16 protein-coding genes are annotated in these 18,672 nt (G+C 66.0%); 6 read left to right on the forward strand and 10 right to left on the reverse strand.

Annotated features, from left to right (window positions below; genetic code table 11):
• Positions 1-37: 37 nt before the first annotated feature.
• On the forward strand, positions 38-2,677 hold the full coding sequence (locus ACFPPB_RS15495; RefSeq protein WP_377328691.1) for a PAS-domain containing protein: 2,640 nt from the start codon (positions 38-40) through the stop codon (positions 2,675-2,677).
• A 197-nt stretch (positions 2,678-2,874) separates the two neighbouring features.
• Here ACFPPB_RS15495 and ACFPPB_RS15500 read toward each other — a convergent pair whose 3' ends face one another.
• The 3 genes from ACFPPB_RS15500 to ACFPPB_RS15510 all read right to left on the reverse strand — a co-directional run bounded on the left by ACFPPB_RS15500 (position 2,875) and on the right by ACFPPB_RS15510 (position 6,237).
• Positions 2,875-3,522, reverse strand: a complete 648-nt coding sequence (locus ACFPPB_RS15500; protein ID WP_377328693.1) for a response regulator — start codon at positions 3,520-3,522, stop codon at positions 2,875-2,877.
• A gap of 425 nt (positions 3,523-3,947) precedes the next feature.
• Complete coding sequence (locus ACFPPB_RS15505) at positions 3,948-4,934, reverse strand: malate dehydrogenase (protein ID WP_377328695.1); 987 nt, start codon at positions 4,932-4,934, stop codon at positions 3,948-3,950.
• Between the two features lie 103 nt (positions 4,935-5,037).
• Positions 5,038-6,237 (reverse strand): pyridoxal phosphate-dependent aminotransferase, encoded by a 1,200-nt coding sequence (locus tag ACFPPB_RS15510; RefSeq protein ID WP_377328697.1) that lies wholly within the window; start codon positions 6,235-6,237, stop codon positions 5,038-5,040.
• 161 nt (positions 6,238-6,398) lie between these two features.
• Here ACFPPB_RS15510 and ACFPPB_RS15515 point away from each other — a divergent pair, with 161 nt between their 5' ends.
• On the forward strand, positions 6,399-6,653 hold the full coding sequence (locus ACFPPB_RS15515; RefSeq protein ID WP_377328699.1) for a GlsB/YeaQ/YmgE family stress response membrane protein: 255 nt from the start codon (positions 6,399-6,401) through the stop codon (positions 6,651-6,653).
• Between the two features lie 53 nt (positions 6,654-6,706).
• Here the strand turns inward: ACFPPB_RS15515 and ACFPPB_RS15520 are convergent, their stop codons facing one another.
• From ACFPPB_RS15520 to ACFPPB_RS15530, 3 genes are all read right to left on the reverse strand, one after another.
• Entirely contained in the window at positions 6,707-7,141 is a 435-nt protein-coding gene (locus ACFPPB_RS15520; RefSeq protein WP_377328701.1) for a YidB family protein, read from the reverse strand.
• Between the two features lie 140 nt (positions 7,142-7,281).
• On the reverse strand, positions 7,282-7,791 hold the full coding sequence (locus ACFPPB_RS15525; protein WP_377328703.1) for a peptidylprolyl isomerase: 510 nt from the start codon (positions 7,789-7,791) through the stop codon (positions 7,282-7,284).
• Positions 7,792-7,993: 202 nt separating this feature from the next.
• Positions 7,994-9,751 (reverse strand): 3-hydroxybutyrate oligomer hydrolase family protein, encoded by a 1,758-nt coding sequence (locus ACFPPB_RS15530; protein ID WP_377328705.1) that lies wholly within the window; start codon positions 9,749-9,751, stop codon positions 7,994-7,996.
• Positions 9,752-10,058: 307 nt separating this feature from the next.
• Here ACFPPB_RS15530 and ACFPPB_RS15535 point away from each other — a divergent pair, with 307 nt between their 5' ends.
• Both ACFPPB_RS15535 and ACFPPB_RS15540 read left to right on the forward strand, forming a co-directional pair.
• The gene (locus ACFPPB_RS15535) at positions 10,059-10,391 is read left to right on the forward strand and encodes a helix-turn-helix domain-containing protein (protein ID WP_377328707.1); all 333 of its coding nucleotides are present in this window, start codon (positions 10,059-10,061) and stop codon (positions 10,389-10,391) included.
• A 97-nt stretch (positions 10,392-10,488) separates the two neighbouring features.
• Positions 10,489-11,376: an SPFH domain-containing protein gene (locus tag ACFPPB_RS15540; RefSeq protein WP_377328709.1), complete on the forward strand. Its 888-nt coding sequence runs from the start codon at positions 10,489-10,491 to the stop codon at positions 11,374-11,376.
• A 101-nt stretch (positions 11,377-11,477) separates the two neighbouring features.
• On the opposite strand, the gene ACFPPB_RS15545 is transcribed toward ACFPPB_RS15540, so the two are convergent.
• From ACFPPB_RS15545 to ACFPPB_RS15555, 3 genes are read right to left on the reverse strand one after another with little or no spacing between them, the layout of a single operon-like run.
• Entirely contained in the window at positions 11,478-11,918 is a 441-nt protein-coding gene (locus ACFPPB_RS15545; protein ID WP_377328711.1) for a response regulator, read from the reverse strand.
• Between the two features lie 41 nt (positions 11,919-11,959).
• On the reverse strand, positions 11,960-12,193 hold the full coding sequence (locus tag ACFPPB_RS15550) for an ATP-binding protein (RefSeq protein ID WP_377328723.1): 234 nt from the start codon (positions 12,191-12,193) through the stop codon (positions 11,960-11,962).
• Positions 12,091-12,363: a histidine kinase gene (locus tag ACFPPB_RS15555; protein WP_377328725.1), complete on the reverse strand. Its 273-nt coding sequence runs from the start codon at positions 12,361-12,363 to the stop codon at positions 12,091-12,093. Before ACFPPB_RS15555 ends, ACFPPB_RS15550 begins: the two co-directional genes overlap by 103 nt.
• A gap of 187 nt (positions 12,364-12,550) precedes the next feature.
• On the opposite strand from ACFPPB_RS15555, the gene typA reads away from it, so the two are divergent.
• On the forward strand, positions 12,551-14,377 hold the full coding sequence (gene typA, locus ACFPPB_RS15560) for a translational GTPase TypA (RefSeq protein WP_377328713.1): 1,827 nt from the start codon (positions 12,551-12,553) through the stop codon (positions 14,375-14,377).
• Between the two features lie 181 nt (positions 14,378-14,558).
• Here typA and ACFPPB_RS15565 read toward each other — a convergent pair whose 3' ends face one another.
• On the reverse strand, positions 14,559-15,497 hold the full coding sequence (locus ACFPPB_RS15565) for a LysR family transcriptional regulator (RefSeq protein WP_377328715.1): 939 nt from the start codon (positions 15,495-15,497) through the stop codon (positions 14,559-14,561).
• A 237-nt stretch (positions 15,498-15,734) separates the two neighbouring features.
• Here ACFPPB_RS15565 and acnA point away from each other — a divergent pair, with 237 nt between their 5' ends.
• A complete protein-coding gene (gene acnA, locus ACFPPB_RS15570) occupies positions 15,735-18,476 on the forward strand; it encodes an aconitate hydratase AcnA (RefSeq protein WP_377328717.1) in 2,742 nt (913 codons plus the stop codon).
• The last annotated feature ends 196 nt before the right edge of the window (positions 18,477-18,672 follow it).

The raw sequence follows: 18,672 nt of genomic DNA on the forward strand, positions 1-18,672 counted from the left end.
CTCCTCGCCCCGTCCGGCGCCGGCCATCCGACCGTCCATGCAGCTCACCCGACGCCACCTCCACCTCGCTGCCCTGGCCCTCGCGCTGGCGGTGCTGCTGGTGTCTTCGGTGCTGGGCGTCGCCCGCGTCGCCGAGCGGCGTGCCCTGCAGCGCGAGGCCGCCGACGGCAACAGCCAGTTGAAGATCCAGTCGATGTCGCTACAGCGGCTGATCGACAGCTATCGCATGCTGCCGGTACTGCTGTCGCTGGATCCCGAGCTGCGCGATGCATTGAGCCATCCGGTCGACGCCGACACCACGGCCCGGTTGAACCGCAAGCTGGAGCAGGCCACCGATGCCACCCACCCGTCCACGCTCACCCTGATCGACCGGCACGGCGTGGCGATCGCCGCCAACAACTGGCGTGACCCGAGCAGCAACGTGAGCATCAACTACAGCTTCCGCCCGTATTTCCAGCAGGCGATGCGCGACGGCAGCGGCGCCTTCTATGCGGTGGGCGTGTCGACCAAGGAACCGGGCTATTTCATCGCCCAGGCGGTGCACGACAGCACTGACCAGCGTATCGGCGTGGTGGTGGTGAAGATCAATCTGAAGGCGCTGCAGATGGTCGGCCTCGGGCGCCAGGACACGTTGCTGGTCAGCGACAGCCACGGCATCGTGATCGTCGCCAACCAGCCGGCGTGGATGTATCGCGAGCTGCGCCCGCTCGATGCCGCGACGAAGGCGGAATTGGCACGCACGCGCCAGTACGAGGGGCGCACGCCGGTCCCGGCCGAGTTCAACGACGACACCCCGATGGACGGTGGCGGGCGCTTAGTGCGGGTAGGCCAGCCGGCCATCGCCGACCGTATCCTGTGGCTCACCCGCGACCTGCCGCAGCAGCGTTGGCAGATGCACCTGCTGCTCGATACCCTCCCGGCACGCGCCGCCGCCCGCAATGCCGGTGCCGCCACGGCGCTGCTGTGGCTGCCGCTGATCCTGCTCGGCATGTTCCTGCAGCAGCGGCTGCGGCTGGCGCGCGTGCGCCAGCGCAGCCGCGAGGAGCTGGAACGCCTGGTGGCGCACTACGCCAGCGCGCTGCGCTCGGAGCAGGACAGCTTGGTGCAAGCGGCGCAACAGGCCGCTGCCGGCCAGCCCGCGGGGCTAGAACGGCTGCCGCAAGGCGTCAGCGTGGTCGACAGGCAGTTGCGCCTGGTCGCGTGGAACCGCCGCTACGCAGACCTCATGCGGTTTCCGCCCGAGCTGCTGCAAAAAGGCCGCCCGGTAGAAGATCTGTTCCGCCACAACGCGCAGCGCGGCCTGCTCGGTCCGGGCGACGTGGAAGATGCCATCCAGCGTCGGCTCGATTACCTGCGCGACGGCGGCCCGCATATGTACGAGCGCGAACGGCCCGACGGCAGCGTGCTGGAGATTCGCGGCAACCCGCTGCCCGATGGCGGCTTCGTCACCAGCTACGCCGACATCAGCGCCTACAAGGACGCCGCGCGCGAACTGCGCACGCTCACCACCACGCTGGAAAACCGCATCGACGCGGCTACCCGCGAACAGCGCCTGGCCACCGCCGAAGCGCGCCGCGCCAACCGCAACAAGACCCGCTACGTCGCCGCCGCCGTGCACGACCTGCTGCAGCCGCTCAACGCCGCGCGGCTGTTCGCCGGCGCCCTGCGCGAACCGCTGCATGCCGACGCCGACCGCGCCCTGCTCGCCCGCGTTGAGCACGCGCTGCAGGCATTGGACAGCCAGCTCACCAGCATGCTCGACCTGTCTCGCCTCGACGCCGGCGGCTTCCAGACTCAGGTCGGCGCGTTCGCACTGTCGCCGATCCTGCGCGAACTGGCGCGCCAGTTCGGCATCGTGGCGCAGGCCCGCGATCTGCAGCTCGACTTCGTCGATACCCTCGCCTGGGTGCGCAGCGATCCCACCCTGCTGCGCCGTGCACTGCAGAACTTCCTCTCCAACGCCGTGCACTACACCCCCAGGGGCCGCGTGCTGCTCGGCTGCCGCCGCGACGGCGAGCATCTGCGCATCGAAGTGTGGGACACCGGTGTCGGCATCGCCGACGACCAGCGCGAAGTGATCTTCCAGGAATTCCGCCGGCTCGATTCTGGCGTGGGAGCCGACGAGCGCAGCGCAGGCCTGGGACTTTCCATCGTGCAGCGCATTGCGCAGCTGCTCGGCCACACCGTCACCCTGCGTTCCTGGCCCGGCCACGGCAGCATGTTCGCCATCCGCGTGCAGCTGGCCACAACGGCCCAGGCCGACACGCCCGTCGAACCGACCGCCACGGATTCTGATTCCCCGCTCACCGGCCGTTACATCGTCTGCATCGACGACGACGCGCAAACCCGCGCCGCCATGACCGCCCTGCTGCAACGCTGGGGCTGCACCGTCGCCACCGCCGCCGACGCCATCGAGGCCACCCTGCTCGCGAGCTCCTCACCCGCCCCCGACCTGCTGTTGCTCGATTACCAGCTCGGCACCACCACCGGCCCGGCCCTGCTCCCCGACCTGCAACAACGCTGGGGCGCCACGCCCCCAGTCATCGTGCTCACCGCCCACGGCGACGCCGACACGGGCGCCGAACTGGACGCCGCCGGCCTGCGCTTCATGCTCAAGCCGGTGTCGCCTTCACGGCTGCGGGCGTTGATGAGTCGGTTGCTGGCACAGCATGGGTGACCGCGCCAAACTGGTGATCCTCGCCGCCGTTCAAACATGAGGTCCGCATCAGTGTCAACGCCACGGATGCAAGAAGACCGGCCAAAGGCAAAGGCATCATGCGCTGGGCATTGAAAGGAAGTCTCTTGCGCGATGTTTCATACCTGGCGGGCCACGCTTTCACCCACTACCCGTCCGCGCCACAAGTGTCGCCGACATCAGTCGACCCCGTCGTCCTCTTCCAGATCCAGCGACTTCACCAGCACCGCTGCCTGCGTCCGCGAGTGGCACTCCAGCTTGGACAGCACAGCGGTAACGTGGATCTTCACCGTGTTCTCGGCCAGCCCCAGCCGGTCGGCGATCTGCTTGTTGAGCAGGCCTTCGGCCAACAGCATCAGCACGCGGAATTGTTGCGGGGTGAGCCGGGCCAGCCGGGCGGCGAGTGCGGCGTCTTCGGGGCTGCGTTCGGCGCGGCTGGTGTCAAAGGCGAGGCCGCCGTCGAGCACCTGTTTCACGGCGGCACCAAGCGCTTCCACCGGCGCGGCCTTGGAGACGAAGCCGGCAGCGCCGAACTGCTGGGCGCGGCGCACGGTGCGCGGGCGGTCGTTGGAGGAGATCACGATCACCGGAAGGTCCGGGTGCTCGGCGCGCAGCCACAGCAGCGAGGAGAAACCGATCGCGCCGGGCATGGTGAGATCCAGCAGCACCAGGTCGGTGGCCGGCTCGGCGGCCAGCATACTTTCCAGCACACTCTGACTGGCCGCCTCCAGCACGCGCGCGTCGATGACGGTGCTCAGCGTATGCGCCACCGCGGTACGGAACATCGGATGGTCGTCGGCCACCAGCACGGTGATGCGGTCGGTCATGCGCTCAGCCCCTTGAAAGAGTCAAGAGTAAACCAGCGGGCTCCGAATCCCTTGGACAGGGCTCGACGCTCACGTAACGCAAGCCCTAAGGATGGTCTGAATAAGTCCACTGCGGTCTGGAGAAGGGCGCCTCTTGTGGGAGCGACTTCAGTCGCGATTGCGTAGCAGTGCGCTGCGCCGCCTGATTGTGCATCGAGCCGCTGCGACGCCGGGATGCTGCAGGCCGCTGCCGCGGCCACCGCGACTGAAGTCGCTCCCACAATCTCGGCGACGAGCAGAAGCTTGTTCAGACGTTCCCTAAGCGTGCAGGCCATGCGATGCAAACAGGAGTGAGGTCGATGCCCCGACCTGCTTTCGAACGTTGGCGACAAAAAAGGAAGGGCGGCCAGGGCCACCCTTCCCTCCCAGCCGATAAAGGAACCGGCTTACTTCTTGGCGAACAGATGCTCGACGCCGGCGCGCTCTTCGCGCAGTTCCTTGTCGGTAGCGTCCATGCGGCTGCGCGAGAAGTCTCCGATCGCCAGGCCTTGCACGATCGTGTACTTGCCGTCCTTCACGGTCACCGGATAACCGTAGATCACACCCGGCGCGATGCCGTAGGACCCGTCGGACGGAATACCCATCGAAACCCAGTCGCCCTCGGCCGTGCCCTGCGCCCAGTAGCGCATGTGATCGATCGCCGCCGAGGCCGCCGAGGCCGCGGACGAAGCGCCGCGCGCCTTGATGATCGCCGCGCCGCGCTGCTGCACGGTCGGGATGAAATCGTTCTCGTACCAGGCCTGGTCGATCAGCGACATCGCCGCCTTGCCGTTGACGGTGGCGTGGTGGATGTCCGGGTACTGGGTCGAGCTGTGGTTGCCCCAGATCGTCATCTTCTTGATGTCGGTGGTGTGGGCGCCGGTCTTTTCGGCCAGCTGCGACAACGCCCGGTTGTGGTCGAGACGGACCATCGCGGTGAAGCAGTTCGGATCCAGGTCCGGCGCGTTCTGCTGCGCGATCAGCGCATTGGTGTTGGCCGGGTTGCCGACCACCAGCACCTTGACGTCGCGCTTGGCGTGAGCGTTCAGCGCCTTGCCCTGCGGGCCGAAGATCGCGCCGTTCGCTTCCAGCAGATCCTTGCGCTCCATGCCCGGGCCACGCGGACGCGCACCGACCAGCAGCGCGTAGTCGACGTCCTTGAACGCGACATTGACGTCGTCGGTGGCGACCACGCCAGCCAGCGTCGGGAATGCGCAATCGTTGAGCTCCATCACCACGCCTTGCAGCGACGGCAGCGCCGGGGTGATTTCCAGCAGGTGCAGGATCACCGGCTGGTCCGGACCCAGCATGTCGCCAGCGGCAATGCGGAACAGCAAGGCATAGCCGATCTGGCCGGCGGCGCCGGTAACGGCAACTCGAACGGGGGCTTTCATGGGTGACGACTCCTAGGTGGGATGTTCAGCTCTTTATGGGAGCGGCTTCAGCCGCGATGGGCATGAAGCATCGCGGCTGAAGCCGCTCCCACAGGTGATGTGTTCACGTCAGTTCGGCGAAGAACTCGGCGATTCGCGCGAGACCCGGCTCCAATTGTGCGGCCGGGCAGGTATAGGAAATGCGCATGGCACGCGGCTCGCCGAACGCCGAACCCGGCACGCAGGCGACGCCCTTGGCTTCCAGCAGCGCAGCGCAGAACTCGACGTCGTTGCTTATCTTGGTGCCGTCGTGGCTCTTGCCGAACGCCACGGAGACATCGGGGAACGCGTAAAACGCGCCCTGCGGCCGCGGGCAGACCACGCCGGGAATCGCGCGCAGCGCGGCGACCACGGTATCGCGCTTGCCGGCGAACTCGGCGCACTTGGCCCTGGGGATATCCTGCGGGCCGCTGAGCGCCGCCACCGCAGCCGCCGTGATGACTTCGGGCAGGCTGGTGATGTGGTTGGAATTGAGCGTGGTGATCGCCTTGGCCACCGCTTCCGGTCCAGCCAGCATACCGACACGCCAGCCCGGCATGCCGTAGGTCTTGGAGACGGAGTCGACGAAGATCACCCGCTCGCGCAACTCGGGCTTCGCGAACACGAAGTTGTGATAGCCCAGACCGTCGAACACCATCGAATTGTAGATATCGTCGGTGATCACCCAGGTATCCGGGTGCCTCGCCAACACCTCGGCCAGCGCGGCGATTTCCTCGCCGGTATAGACCATGCCGGTCGGATTGGACGGGTTGTTGAACAGGAACACTTTCGGCTTGCGCGCCAGCGCGGCGTCCAGCTGCGCCGGAGTGAGCTTGTAGTTCTGCTCCGGCCCGCAATGCATCACGTTGGCTTTCGCGCCGACGATATCGGCGATGTCGCGATAGGTGGTCCAGTACGGCGCCGCGAAACAGATCTCGTCGCCTTCGTCGAGCAATGCCTCGGCCAGGTTGTACAGCACCTGCTTCGCGCCGATGCCGATCGACAGGTTCATCCGCGTGCAGCCGCTGAAACCCAGCGCCTCGATGTGCTTCAGGAATGCATCCAGCAACGCCTCGGCACCGCGGTTGCTGCCGTACTGGCCGGAGTCGTGCGACAGCGATTCGCGCGCGGCGGCGTAGACGTGCTCGCCCGGCAGGAAATTCGGCACGCCGATGGAGAAGCTGATGATGTCGCGGCCGGCGGCCTTGAGCTGCTTGGCTTTTTCGGCAATCACCATGATCGCGCTGGGCTTGGCGCGGCCGACACGCTGGGCGAGCTGGGGCATGGGTATCTCACGCAGGGGGAGGAAGCAAAGGCGGCGATTTTATCACGCCACAAGGCCCCTCGCGCTGGCGATCCCCATGGCTGCTGCCAATGACACGGCGAAAACGGCATGATGCCCGTGTCCGCACGACGGACATTTGCAACCTCACGAAGGAGATCCGCATGCACTGGCTTTGGGTATTCGTGATTGGACTGCTTGTCGGCCTGGTGGCCAAGCTGCTGACGCCGGGCAAGGACCCCGGCGGTTTCGTCATCACCGCCCTCATCGGCATCGCCGGCTCGCTGCTGGCGACCTGGGCCGGTCAGAACGTGTTCGGCTGGTACCAGGAAGGACAATCGGCCGGCTTCATCGCGTCGGTGATCGGCGCGATCGTGTTGCTGCTGATCTATCACCTGCTCAAGCGCAAGTCGGCCTGAGCGCGATCCCGGCGGAGCAGACTCCGCCGGGATTTCCTGGTTTCCTCATGCACTCAGGCCGGCGTCGCGCCGCCACCGAGCAGCTTGCCCGCCAAGCCCTCGAGCATGCCCAGATTGAAGCCGCTGCCCTGCCCGGCCTCCGGCACCTGGCCGTCCGGGGTCAGATGATCGACCGCATGCGGCAGCACCTGCGAAAGTTGATTGAGCAAGGCATTCGGGTCGACTCCAAGCTTGCTGGCCGCCTCCTCCACCACCGAGCCCATGCCGCCGTTCTGCAGCGCCTGGCCGAGCTGGTCGCCCGACACCGGCTGGTTCGCGCCGGTGCCGACCCATGATTGCACCGCTCCACCCAGCCCATGCTGCTGCAGCATGCTGACCAGGCCTTGCACACCGCCGGCCTTCTCGATCAGCTGACTGGCCACGCCAATCAGCGACCCGGTGCCACCTTGTTGCCCCTGACCGCCGAGCAAACCATCTAGGAATGACATGGTCGTTCTCCTTGGAAGATGTGGATAGAAGTAGAGCTTGTCGATCATAGGCCCGCGCCAGCGACACTGTCATGACTTTGGCGCACAAAAAAAGCCGCCAGTGGCGACCGGCAGCTTTCTTGCGAATCCGGACCCGGAACTCAGCCGCGCTGGTCGAGTACCGCATTCCACTCTTTCACGCGATCGGACTGCGCAGCCAGCAGCGCATCGACGTCGCCTTCGACGGTAACCTTCTCGATCGTGTCGCCCTGCTGGATCGTGTTGACCACGGCCATGTCGGCCGCATCGACCACTTCGCCGAACACGCTGTGCTTGCCGTCCAGCCACGGCGTGGCGCCATGGGTGATGAAGAACTGGCTGCCGTTCGTGCGGGGGCCGGCGTTAGCCATCGACAGCACGCCGGGCTTGTCGTGACGCAGCGACGGGTTGAACTCGTCCTCGAACTTGTAGCCCGGACCGCCGCGACCGCTGCCTTCGGGGCAACCGCCCTGGATCATGAAGTCGGCGATCACGCGATGAAACGACAATCCGTCGTAGTAACCGCGCCTGGCCAGGTTGACGAAGTTGGCAACCGTCACCGGCGCCTTGTCTTCATGCAGACGCAGATGGATCGGGCCGCGGTTGGTGGTGAAGGTGACATGGATGGTCATCGCAAATCCTTGGGTTCAAAAGCTGCACCGTGCCACGACACGGGCACGCGGGTTGCCAAGAATACCCCAGCGGCGGCGGCCAGGCATGCAGGCATATCTGCCCGCTGGCGGGCGATGCTGTTGCCTTGATGTTCGGGTAGGGAAGATCAAAACAGGAGCATCGCCCGCGAGCGGGCTCCTACCAGGTCCCTTTGTCACCGCACTACGGCAAGCCGAGCATGCTGCGCTCCAGCGCTCTCGCGCCACGCGGCTGGGCCGCCGGCGTCGACACGTCGGTGGGCCAGCTCGCGCCCTCGTACAGGTGCGCCCACAGCCTGTCCAGCGCCGCATAGCCAAAGGGCAGCAGGGGTACGTGGTGCTCACCGAAACCGGGCAGCGCCAGGAACGCGTCGAAGTGCTGCGCGTACGGCACCCTCCAGTAGATCGGTGCGCGTCCTTCCTCGCGCAGCCACGCCACATACGGCTCGGAACTGAACGCGGTAGGCAACAGTCCGTCGCTGGCGCCGTGCACCACCCACAGCGGCAGGTCGCCGCGCGGCAGCCTGGCCGCCGTGGCCGCAATGGAAGCGTGCAGCGCCTGCGACTGGTGATCGTCGCCGGTCCACAACGCACGCAGGCATTCGCTGCCGGCCAGCGAGGGATCGGGCGAGACGCTCATGCCACCGAACAAGCCGATGCCATTGCCGGGCGGGATGCCTGCACCATCGGCCCACCACGCCGCCCGGCTGACCGGATCGGCCACGCCGGGCACGCCGGGCACGCCGCCCACGCCGATCGCCGCGTAATGGAAGCCGCACGGCATGTCGGTGGCGCCACGACGCAGGTAGGACGACGCATAACCCGCGGCGATCGCCCGCCACAGATCGAAAGCGGTGGTGCTGGCGGCGGTGCTCATCGCCTCGTCGGTCCAGCCGCGGGACCACAGGTATTGGCGCGCCTGAGCGGCCTGTTCCGTCAGCGTGTTGCCGCTCAACTTGCCCTGCGCACGCAGGCTGGCGCAACGGATCGGCCACGCCGGCAGCGGCACGCCGCGCGATCCGCGCGCCAGCGGGGTCTTGACGAAGTCTTCGGCGCTCAGCGCGCACGGCAACCAGATCGCAGCCTCGGTGGCGTAGTCGTACATCGCGCGGCCGCGCTCGAGCACGTGCACGTTCGGCTCCAGCGCCACCACGCCGGCGAAGAAGTGCTCGCGGTCGAGGCCGGCCGCCTGCAGCACCGCACCGCCGCCATTGGACAGGCCGGTGGCGATGATCTTCGTGTTCTGCGGCGTGAACGGCGCCTCGTGCGGAAACGCACGATCGAGCATGGCCAGCCCGAACTGTGCCGCCTGGATCACATGCCGACCCCAGTCGGCTTCCGGGTTGTCGCCGGAATGCATGTGCTTGATGGCGATGCCGGCGCCCGGCGGTGCCGCTGCCGGCTGGAACTCCAGCTCCGCTTCGCCGCGTTTCGCACGGCGACCGTCCAGCGCCACGCCGCTATCGTCGGCGTAGTCGAAATACCCGGCGCCCTTGCCCTTGTCGGTATACGCCACCGCGCAACCGTGCGGCAGCCCCCAGGCACCGGCCAGCGCAATCGCGCCGTAGATGCCGCGCGAACCGGATGAGGCGGTGACGACAAGGCAGCGTTTCTGCTTGTCGAAATGGTCTGGCAACTGCAGCAGCACGCGATGCGGTGCGCGCGCACCGGGAATGCGCGCAAATGTCTGGTACTCGCGGCCCGGCACATCCGGCACGCCGCCGTACACCGTGCCGTAACCGCCCAGCGGGCCGAGATCGGCGATGCCCTTCCAACTGGTCTGGATCGCGCGCCGGCGCAATTCTTCGGCGGTGGGATCCAGCGGATCGGCGAACGGCAGCGGCGCGCCGGCCAGACCCGCCAACCCCAGGCCCGCGCTCAACAGGTCATCGCGACCGCGATATTCGGTCACACGCACTTCGCCGTACTCGACCTCACGCATGGCAGGTTCCTTCGTCATCGGGCCGCGGGCACAAGTCGACAGCATGACTGATACCAGTCCTGGCAAGAACAGCGGCGTTGAACAGCGGGCGGTCGTCTTCATTTCGCGACCACAGCAAGCGCGCGGCGGGCCGCCATCGTACGAAAGTCCAGTCGCGGGTCATGCGAGCCCGCCAGTCGAAACTCGACGCGACCGCCGCGGCCCGCTAACTTCAGCGACATGACGAGCCTGCTGATCGCCGACGACCATTCACTAGTTTCGCGCTGCATTGCGCCTCGCCGCCAGTGGAAGCCTGCCCGATTGCGCAGTGCGTGAGGCCGCGGACCTGCCAAGCGTGCTCGACTGCGGTACCTGGCTGCCGCGCCACATCGCCGACGCCGTCGCCGCGCTATCCGTCAACCCCGACGACACCGACCTCGCCAGCCGGCTCGCCCGCCTCACCGAACAGCAATCCCGCGGACTCGCCCTGCTCGCCGGAGGCCTGCTCAACAAGCAGATCGCCGATCGCCTGGCGATCCACGAGCGCGCGGTGAAGGCCCATGTCACGGCGATCTTCGAGAAGCTCAAGGTGAGGAATCGGACGCAGGCAGGGATGTTGTTGCGGTCGCTGGATCTGGGGGAGCCGGCGCGGATGGGTTGACCCCGACCCATCGTGGCATCGAACGTCTGGATTAAAGTAGCCGCCTTCCATCTCTACACGCACTACCACTCAGCACTGTCACTCAGGGGGAACCACCATGTTTCAGGGAATCAGCAATCGTGCTGTCAGCATCGCTGCGATCGTCATTCTGGCCGTGATCGTATTGTCCAGTTCGTTCTTCGTGGTACCGCCCAGCGAAATGGCTGCCGTACGCTGGCTTGGAGGCACCGTCACCACCAAGCAGCCGCTTGGCACGGGCCTGCACTTCAAACTGCCTTTTCTGGAAACCGCGGACTATCTGCAGACCTCGCAGTCGACCTATACCTTGCCTGACCTGAGCGTGTACACCAACGACAACCAGGCGGTCGACATCAGCATTTCGGTCATCTACCAGATTCCCTCCACGGCGGTGATGCACCTGCTGTACGACGTGGGCAAGACCGGCAATACCGATATCGAATCGACCATCGTTCCGGTCATCCGTGATCGCGCCCTGGCGGTATTCGCCAAGTACAACACGTTGAACGTCTCGGACTCGCGCGCGCAAATCACCGAGCAGATGCGCAAGGAAGTCGGCATGGCGCTGCAACGGCTGTTCGGCATCAACGTGGTGGACTTGCAGCTCACCGGCATCAAGTACTCGCCGGTGTTCTCCGCCTCCGTGGAGCAGGCGGTCAAGGCCAAGGCCGAGGCGGTCCAGGCGCAGAACACGGTGCTGCAGAAGAAGTACGAAGGCGAACAGAAAACCGTCACGGCGGCGGCCGAGGCGCAGGCCAAGATCGAGTCGGCCAAGGGCATCGCCGAGTCCACCATATTGGAAGCCGACGCACAGGCCAAAGCCATCCAGGTGGTCGGCCAGGCGATGCAGGCGAACCCGCTGTATACCAAGTTCTACGCCATCCAGCACTGGAACGGCGTGCTGCCGCAATACGTCGGCGGCAATGGCGCCGTACCGTTCGTGGATATCAGTGACAAGAACAGGTAACCGATCGCAGGCCCGATGCGGAAATGCATCGGGCACTCACCGGAAAAACGTTTCCCGCCAGGCCACGACCAAACCATCGAGCAGTGGCCTGCGTTCTTGCACTACGCACCGGCGCCGGCTGCCACCCGCTGCAGTACCTGCCGCAGCGCCAGCGGCTTGAGCGGCTTGCAAAGCACGCCGATTCCCGCGTCCAGCAGGCGCTGGCGCAGCTCGCCGTCGCGGTCGGCGGTCAGCATCACGGTCGGCACCTCGGCGTGGCGCGCGCGCAGCAGCTCCCACGCATCGAGCCCGGTGCACCCGCCGTCGAGATGGAAATCGAGGATGTGCAGGTCCGGTTGCCAGGGTGCGGCGAGCGCCTGCTCGGCGTTGCGGCAGGCATGCACGTGCCAGCCCCAGCTGACCAGCAGACTGCTTAGCGCGGCGAGCGCGGCCGGCTCGTTGTCCAGCAGCAGCGCGTGGCCCGCCGGCAATGGCTGCTGCGCATCGGCGCCCGGCGACGGGCGGGCGACGGCCCGCGCCATCGGCACGCCGAGATCGAACACGCCGCCGCGGCCGGGCCATCAGCGCAGCCCGAGCGGATGGCCTAGCAAGCCGGCCATGCGCTGCGCGATCGACAAACCCAGCCCAGCCCCTGCCCACCCGCGGCGCTGCCGCGGCGGAATTCCTGGAAAATCAGCTGCTGCTCGTTAGGTGCGATGCCCGGTCCGGTGTCCCTTACCTCGACACGCAGCTGCTGGCCGGACCGGTGCAGCCCAGCAGCACACGTCCGTGCCCCGCATAACGCATCGTGTTCGACAGAAAGTTCTGCAGCACGCAGCGCAACAGTTGCGGATCGGAACGCACCCACGCGCGGGTGCCGACCACGTCCAGCCGCGTGCCGCGGTCGAGCGCGATGGCGCGGAATTCGGCGGCCAGCGGATCGAGCACCTCGGCCAGCGGGAACGCGCGCGCTTGCGGATGCAGGCGGCCGCCTTCGAGGCGCGCCACATATGGTGTGACGCCACCGCGCCGGCACTTGCGGGCCGTCCGGCCGCTGGACAGGCCGGCCTGGCTCCGCAGGTCGCTGAACGGCTGATCGAAAATGCGGGCAAGTTGTCACATAAGTCCGTATAATTGGTCGATTCACCCTTCAAGAATCCTGCGTGACGGCCACCGAGCCGCCCGAGTCGATCCCATGTCCATCGAAAAACTGCGCAATATCGCCATCGTCGCCCACGTCGATCACGGCAAGACCACTCTCGTCGATTGCCTGCTCAAGCAGTCCGGCACGCTCAACGAGCGCACCGTGCTGGCCGAGCGCGTGATGGACTCGAACGACCAGGAAAAGGAACGCGGCATCACCATCCTGGCCAAGAACACCGCCATCACCTGGCAGGGTAATCGCATCAACATCGTGGACACGCCGGGACATGCGGACTTCGGCGGCGAAGTGGAGCGCGTGCTGTCGATGGTCGATTCGGTGCTGATCCTGGTCGACGCGATGGACGGCCCGATGCCGCAGACCCGTTTCGTGACGCAGAAGGCGTTCGCGATGGGCTTCAAGCCGATCGTGGTGATCAACAAGGTCGACCGTCCGGGTGCCCGCCCGGAGTGGGTGGTCGAGCAGGTGTGGGATCTGTTCGATCGTCTGGGCGCCACGCCGGAACAGATGGACTTCCCGATCGTCTACGCCTCGGCGCTGAACGGCTATGCCGGCCTCAACGACGACGTGCGCGAAGGCGACATGACCCCGCTATACGAAGCGATCATGCAGCACGTGAGCAAACCGGACGTCGATCCGGATGGTCCGTTTCAGATGCGCATCAGCCAGCTCGACTACAACAACTTCGTCGGCGTGATCGGTATCGGCCGTATCCAGCGCGGCGTCTTGAAGAAGGGCATGCCGGTAGCCGTGATCGATCGCCATGGCAAGAAGCGCCAAGGCAAGGTGATGCAGGTGCTGGGCTTCCTCGGACTGGAGCGGATCGAGCAGGACAGCGCCGAGGCCGGCGACATCGTCGCGATCTCGGGTATCGCCGATCTGACCATCTCGGACACTGTCTGCGCGCTGGATGCGCCCGAGGCGTTGCCCGCGCTGACCGTGGACGAACCGACCATCTCGATGACCTTCCAGGTCAACAACTCGCCGTTCGCCGGCAACAAGGATCTTTCCGGCGGCAAGTTCCTGACCAGTCGCCAGCTGCGCGAGCGTCTGGATCGTGAGCAGGTGCACAACGTGGCGCTGAAGGTCGAGGAAGGTTCCGACGCCGACAAGTTCCTGGTCTCCGGCCGCGGCGAGCTGCACCTCTCGGTGTTGATCGAGAACATGCGTCGTGAAGGCTACGAGCTGGCTGTGTCGCGTGCGGAGGTGATCATCAAGGAGATCGATGGCCAGAAGATGGAGCCGATCGAGCAACTGGTGGTCGACGTGGAGGAAGTCCACCAGGGTGCCGTGATGGAAAGGCTCGGCGTGCGCAAGGGCCAGCTGAAGAACATGGAGTCCGACGGCAAGGGGCGCGTACGTCTGGATTACGAGATCCCGGCGCGGGGCCTGATCGGCTTCCAGAACCAGTTCAAGACCCTGACCCAGGGTTCGGGCCTGCTGTTCCACGTGTTCGACCATTACGGTCCGAAGGAAGATGGCCAGATCGCCAAGCGTCTCAACGGCGTGATGATTGCCAACGCCGGCGGCACCACTCCGGCCTATTCGCTCGGGCCGCTGCAGGATCGCGGCAAGCTGTTCGCGGCCGAAGGCGACTCGGTCTATGAAGGCCAGCTGGTCGGCATCCACGCCAAGGACAACGACCTCACCGTCAACGTGATCAAGCCGAAGCCGCTGACCAACATGCGCGCCTCGGGCAAGGACGATGCGATCCAGCTGACTCCGGCGATCAAGTTCACGCTGGAACAGGCACTGGACTTCATCGACGACGACGAGCTGGTCGAGATCACCCCGAAGGAAATCCGCCTGCGCAAGAAGCACCTCACCGAGAACGACCGCAAGCGCGCTTCGCGCGGCTGAGTTTCTCCGGCAAACGGGCTTGACCACCGAAAGGCCGCCGCGAGGCGGCCTTTCGCATATGGCCGTCCCGACACCCCGAACACGACGCCACCGCAGACGCCGTCGTTGTAGGAGCGCACCCTGTGCGCGATGCTCTTGTCGAGCCTTGGAGGACCAAAGGCATCGCGCACAAGGTGCGCTCCTACGATGCCTTGGTGCCTCTCACACGCAGTCCCGGCCGCTGTCTTGCCAGCTTGCGCAGCAACTCGGCGAACGCCTGCAGGTCGTCGCGCCACGGCGAGGCCTCGCGCCAGTACAGCGCGATCTCGCGGCCCGGCGCCTGCCCCTTGAGTTTCGCCAGCACGATGTTCGGCATCGAGGCCAGCCGTTCGTGCGCCAGCACCGGTACCAGCGCGTAGCCGCCGCGCAGGCTCACCAGCGCGGCGAGACTTTCCAGGCTGACGTCCTGCACATGGCCACGCTCGCTGCCATCGGTGTCGAGACCGTCCGCATGGCTCTCGGCCATCAAGGTCGCCTCGGCCGGATCGAGCTGGTCCAGCGCGATGCTGCCCTGGCCCGCCAGTGGGTGATCGGCGCGCAGCATCAGCTCCCACGGTTCGGCGAACAGCGGCCGCATCGCGATGCCGCTGACCGCCGGCACCGGCGGCGCCAGCACGGCATCGAGTTCGCCCTCATGCAGGCGGCGCAGCAAGCCACGCGGCTTGCCTTCGGAAATGCCCAGTCTGGCACCCGGGAAATGCTGCGGAAACGGCGCGATCAGGTGCGGCAGCAGATACGGTCCCAGCGACGCCGGCAGGCCCAGCCGCAATTCGCCGCCGAAGGCGACCGCGCCGGCACGGGCGACCTGCTGCAAGTGTTCGCCCGCGGCGAGCACGGCGTCGATCTGCTGCAACAGCCGCTCGCCGCCGGCAGTCGGCACGATGCGGCGTCCGCCGCGTTCGAACAGCGGCGCGCCCAGCGCCTGCTCCACCTTCTGCACCTGATGAGACAGCCCGGACGGGCTGATGTGCATGGCCCGTGCCGCGCTGTTGAAACTGCCGTGGCGATGCACCGCCTGCACCAGCGCGAGATCGCGCAGCGAGACGGCCGAGAGGGTGGTCGAAATCATCGAACGCTGCATGTCATCAAAGGCGTTTGTGTGCGGCGGGCATCGGGCTCATCCTGTGCGGCGAAGTTCAGCTACAAGCGATGGCGCAGTTTACTCGCCGCACCGACCGACGCACGCACCCCACGCATCACGCGCAACCTCGCTGCAGCTCGGCGTTTGGGCGATAATTGCGTTTTTGCCGGGCCGGCGAGCCCCCATCGCCTACGTTCAGCCATCCCAGCCGCAGGATTCAGCCAGGAGCACGTCCCCATGAAAGACACCTTTTCCGTACACGACACCCTCGAGGTCCATGGCAAGCGCTACGCGTTCGCCAGCCTGGCCAAGCTGGGCCAGCGCTTCGACCTGAAGCGGCTGCCGTATTCGATGAAAATCCTGCTGGAGAATCTGCTCCGCCACGAGGACGGCACCGACGTGACCGCGAAGGAGATCGAGGCGGTCGCCATGTGGGACGCCAAGAAAGAGCCCGACACCGAAATCGCCTTCATGCCGGCACGCGTGCTGCTGCAGGATTTCACCGGTGTGCCGTGCGTGGTCGACCTGGCCGCGATGCGTGATGCGATGAAGGCCCTGGGTGGCGACCCCACCCTGATCAACCCGCTATCGCCGGCCGAGCTCGTGATCGACCACTCGGTGCAGGTCGACGTGTTCGGCAGCGCCGACGCGCTGGAACGCAACGTGGAAATCGAGTTCCAGCGCAACCAGGCGCGCTACAGCTTTCTGCGCTGGGGCCAGAAGGCACTGGCCGATTTCAAGGTGGTGCCGCCGCGCACCGGCATCGTGCATCAGGTGAATCTGGAGCATCTGGCCCGCGTGGTGATGGGCAGCGAAGTCGACGGCCAGCTGTGGGCTTACCCCGATACCGTGTTCGGCACCGACTCGCACACCACCATGATCAACGGCCTGGGCGTGCTGGGCTGGGGCGTCGGCGGCATCGAGGCCGAAGCGGCCATGCTGGGTCAGCCTTCGTCCATGCTGATTCCGCAGGTCGTGGGCTTCAAGCTGTCCGGTCGCCTGCCAGAGGGAGCCACCGCCACCGACCTGGTACTCACCGTGACGCAGATGCTGCGCAAGCAGGGCGTGGTCGGCAAGTTCGTGGAGTTCTTCGGTCCGGGCCTGCAGCATCTGGCGTTGGCCGATCGCGCCACCATCGGCAACATGGCGCCGGAATACGGCGCTACCTGCGGCATCTTCCCGATCGACGCCGAGTCGCTGAAGTACCTGCGTCTATCGGGCCGCAGCGATGAGCAGGTTGCACTGGTCGAGGCGTACGCCAAGGCCCAGGGCCTGTGGCACGACGAAAACAGCGCGCATGCCGAATTTACCGCGACGCTGGAGCTGGACCTGGCCGACGTCAGGCCGTCGATGGCCGGCCCCAAGCGCCCGCAGGACCGCGTGCTGCTGACCGACGTCAAGCAGAACTACCGCGACAACCTCGGCGGCACCATCGTCAAGCGCAACGGTGCCGAGGCGCGCTTCGCCAATGAAGGCGGCGGCACCGCCGTCGGCCACGACAAGAGCGAGGCCGCACCCGGCCAGCATGTGTCGATGAACGGTCAGCAGTTCCACGTCAACGACGGCTCCGTGGTCATCGCCGCAATCACGTCGTGCACCAATACGTCCAATCCGGCGGTGATGCTGGCCGCCGGCCTGGTGGCCAAGAAAGCTGCCGCCAGGGGCTTGAAGTCCAAGCCGTGGGTGAAGACCTCGCTGGCTCCGGGTTCCAAGGTGGTCACCGACTATCTGGAAAAGACCGGCCTGCTGACCGAACTGGACAAGCTCGGCTTCTACCTGGTCGGCTACGGCTGCACCACCTGCATCGGCAACTCCGGTCCGCTGCCGCAGGAAATCAGCAAAGCGATCAGCGCGGGCGACCTCACCGTGGGCGCGGTGATCTCGGGCAACCGCAACTTCGAAGGCCGCGTGCATGCCGAAGTGAAAATGAACTACCTGGCCTCGCCGCCGCTTGTGGTGGCCTATGCCCTCGCCGGCTCGCTCGACGTGAACCTGAGCACCGATCCGCTGGGCCAGGACCAGGACGGCAAGGACGTGTTCCTCAAGGACATCTGGCCGACCAACCAGGAAATCAGCGACCTGATGGCCAGCGCGGTCACCTCGGAAATGTTCGAGAAAAACTACGCCGACGTGTTCAAGGGCGACGAGCGCTGGAGCGGGATCGCCTCGCCCGACGGCGCCCTGTACGCCTGGGACGAGGCCTCCACCTACATCAAGAACCCGCCCTACTTCGACGGCATGACCATGGCGCTGTCCCCGGTCGAGGACATCCATGCCGCGCGCTGCCTGGGCATGTTCGGCGACTCGATCACTACCGACCACATCTCGCCGGCCGGTTCGATCAAGAAGGATTCGCCTGCGGGTCGCTACCTGATCGAGCGCAGCGTGCAGCCGATCGACTTCAACTCCTACGGCTCGCGTCGCGGCAACGACGACGTGATGGTACGTGGCACCTTCGCCAACATCCGCATCAAGAACCAGATGCTGGACGGCGTCGAGGGCGGCTTCACCCGCCACGTCCCAAGCGGCGAGCAGCTGGCGATCTACGATGCGGCGATGAAGTACAAGGCGAGCAAGACTCCGCTGGTGGTGTTCGCGGGCAAGGAATATGGCACCGGTTCCTCGCGTGACTGGGCGGCCAAGGGCACCTTGCTGCTGGGCGTGAAGGCGGTGATCGCCGAGAGCTTCGAGCGTATCCACCGTTCCAATCTGGTCGGCATGGGCGTGCTGCCGTGCACGTTCAAGGACGGCCAGAGCGCGCAATCGCTGGGCCTGACCGGCAACGAGAGCTTCGACATCACCGGCCTGGACAACGGCAACGCGAAGGAAGCCACTGTCACCGCCACCGCCGCTGATGGCAGCAAGAAGCAATTCACCGTGAACGTGATGCTGCTGACCCCGAAGGAGCGCGACTTCTTCCGTCACGGCGGCATCCTGCAGTACGTGTTGCGCCAGCTGGCCGGCAGAAAAGCCGCCTGAGTTTCAGCGCGATCCTGCGGCAAATGCAAACCGCCCCGAATTCGGGGCGGTTTTTTTATGTGCGGAAAATGAGTAAAAAGAGACTTCCTCCCCTTTCGGCCTCGAGGGCCATGATGGTGATGCTGGTCAACCGTCACTCGAAGAGGAAGTCTCCATGAGCACTATAACCATTGGCGTGGATTTGGCGAAGAGCGTG

Origin of the sequence: Rhodanobacter terrae (assembly GCF_042657005.1) — a bacterium.
GTDB classification, from domain to species: Bacteria; Pseudomonadota; Gammaproteobacteria; order Xanthomonadales; family Rhodanobacteraceae; genus Rhodanobacter; species Rhodanobacter terrae.

Bases quoted from the DNA above. Each gene is read 5' to 3' on its own strand.
- ACFPPB_RS15495 (WP_377328691.1), top strand. From the start codon at position 38: ATGCAGCTCACCCGACGCCACCTCCACCTCGCTGCCCTGGCCCTCGCG.
- ACFPPB_RS15500 (WP_377328693.1), bottom strand. From the start codon at position 3,522: ATGACCGACCGCATCACCGTGCTGGTGGCCGACGACCATCCGATGTTC.
- ACFPPB_RS15505 (WP_377328695.1), bottom strand. From the start codon at position 4,934: ATGAAAGCCCCCGTTCGAGTTGCCGTTACCGGCGCCGCCGGCCAGATC.
- ACFPPB_RS15510 (WP_377328697.1), bottom strand. From the start codon at position 6,237: ATGCCCCAGCTCGCCCAGCGTGTCGGCCGCGCCAAGCCCAGCGCGATC.
- ACFPPB_RS15515 (WP_377328699.1), top strand. From the start codon at position 6,399: ATGCACTGGCTTTGGGTATTCGTGATTGGACTGCTTGTCGGCCTGGTG.
- ACFPPB_RS15520 (WP_377328701.1), bottom strand. From the start codon at position 7,141: ATGTCATTCCTAGATGGTTTGCTCGGCGGTCAGGGGCAACAAGGTGGC.
- ACFPPB_RS15525 (WP_377328703.1), bottom strand. From the start codon at position 7,791: ATGACCATCCATGTCACCTTCACCACCAACCGCGGCCCGATCCATCTG.
- ACFPPB_RS15530 (WP_377328705.1), bottom strand. From the start codon at position 9,751: ATGCGTGAGGTCGAGTACGGCGAAGTGCGTGTGACCGAATATCGCGGT.
- ACFPPB_RS15540 (WP_377328709.1), top strand. From the start codon at position 10,489: ATGTTTCAGGGAATCAGCAATCGTGCTGTCAGCATCGCTGCGATCGTC.
- typA (WP_377328713.1), top strand. From the start codon at position 12,551: ATGTCCATCGAAAAACTGCGCAATATCGCCATCGTCGCCCACGTCGAT.
- ACFPPB_RS15565 (WP_377328715.1), bottom strand. From the start codon at position 15,497: ATGCAGCGTTCGATGATTTCGACCACCCTCTCGGCCGTCTCGCTGCGC.
- acnA (WP_377328717.1), top strand. From the start codon at position 15,735: ATGAAAGACACCTTTTCCGTACACGACACCCTCGAGGTCCATGGCAAG.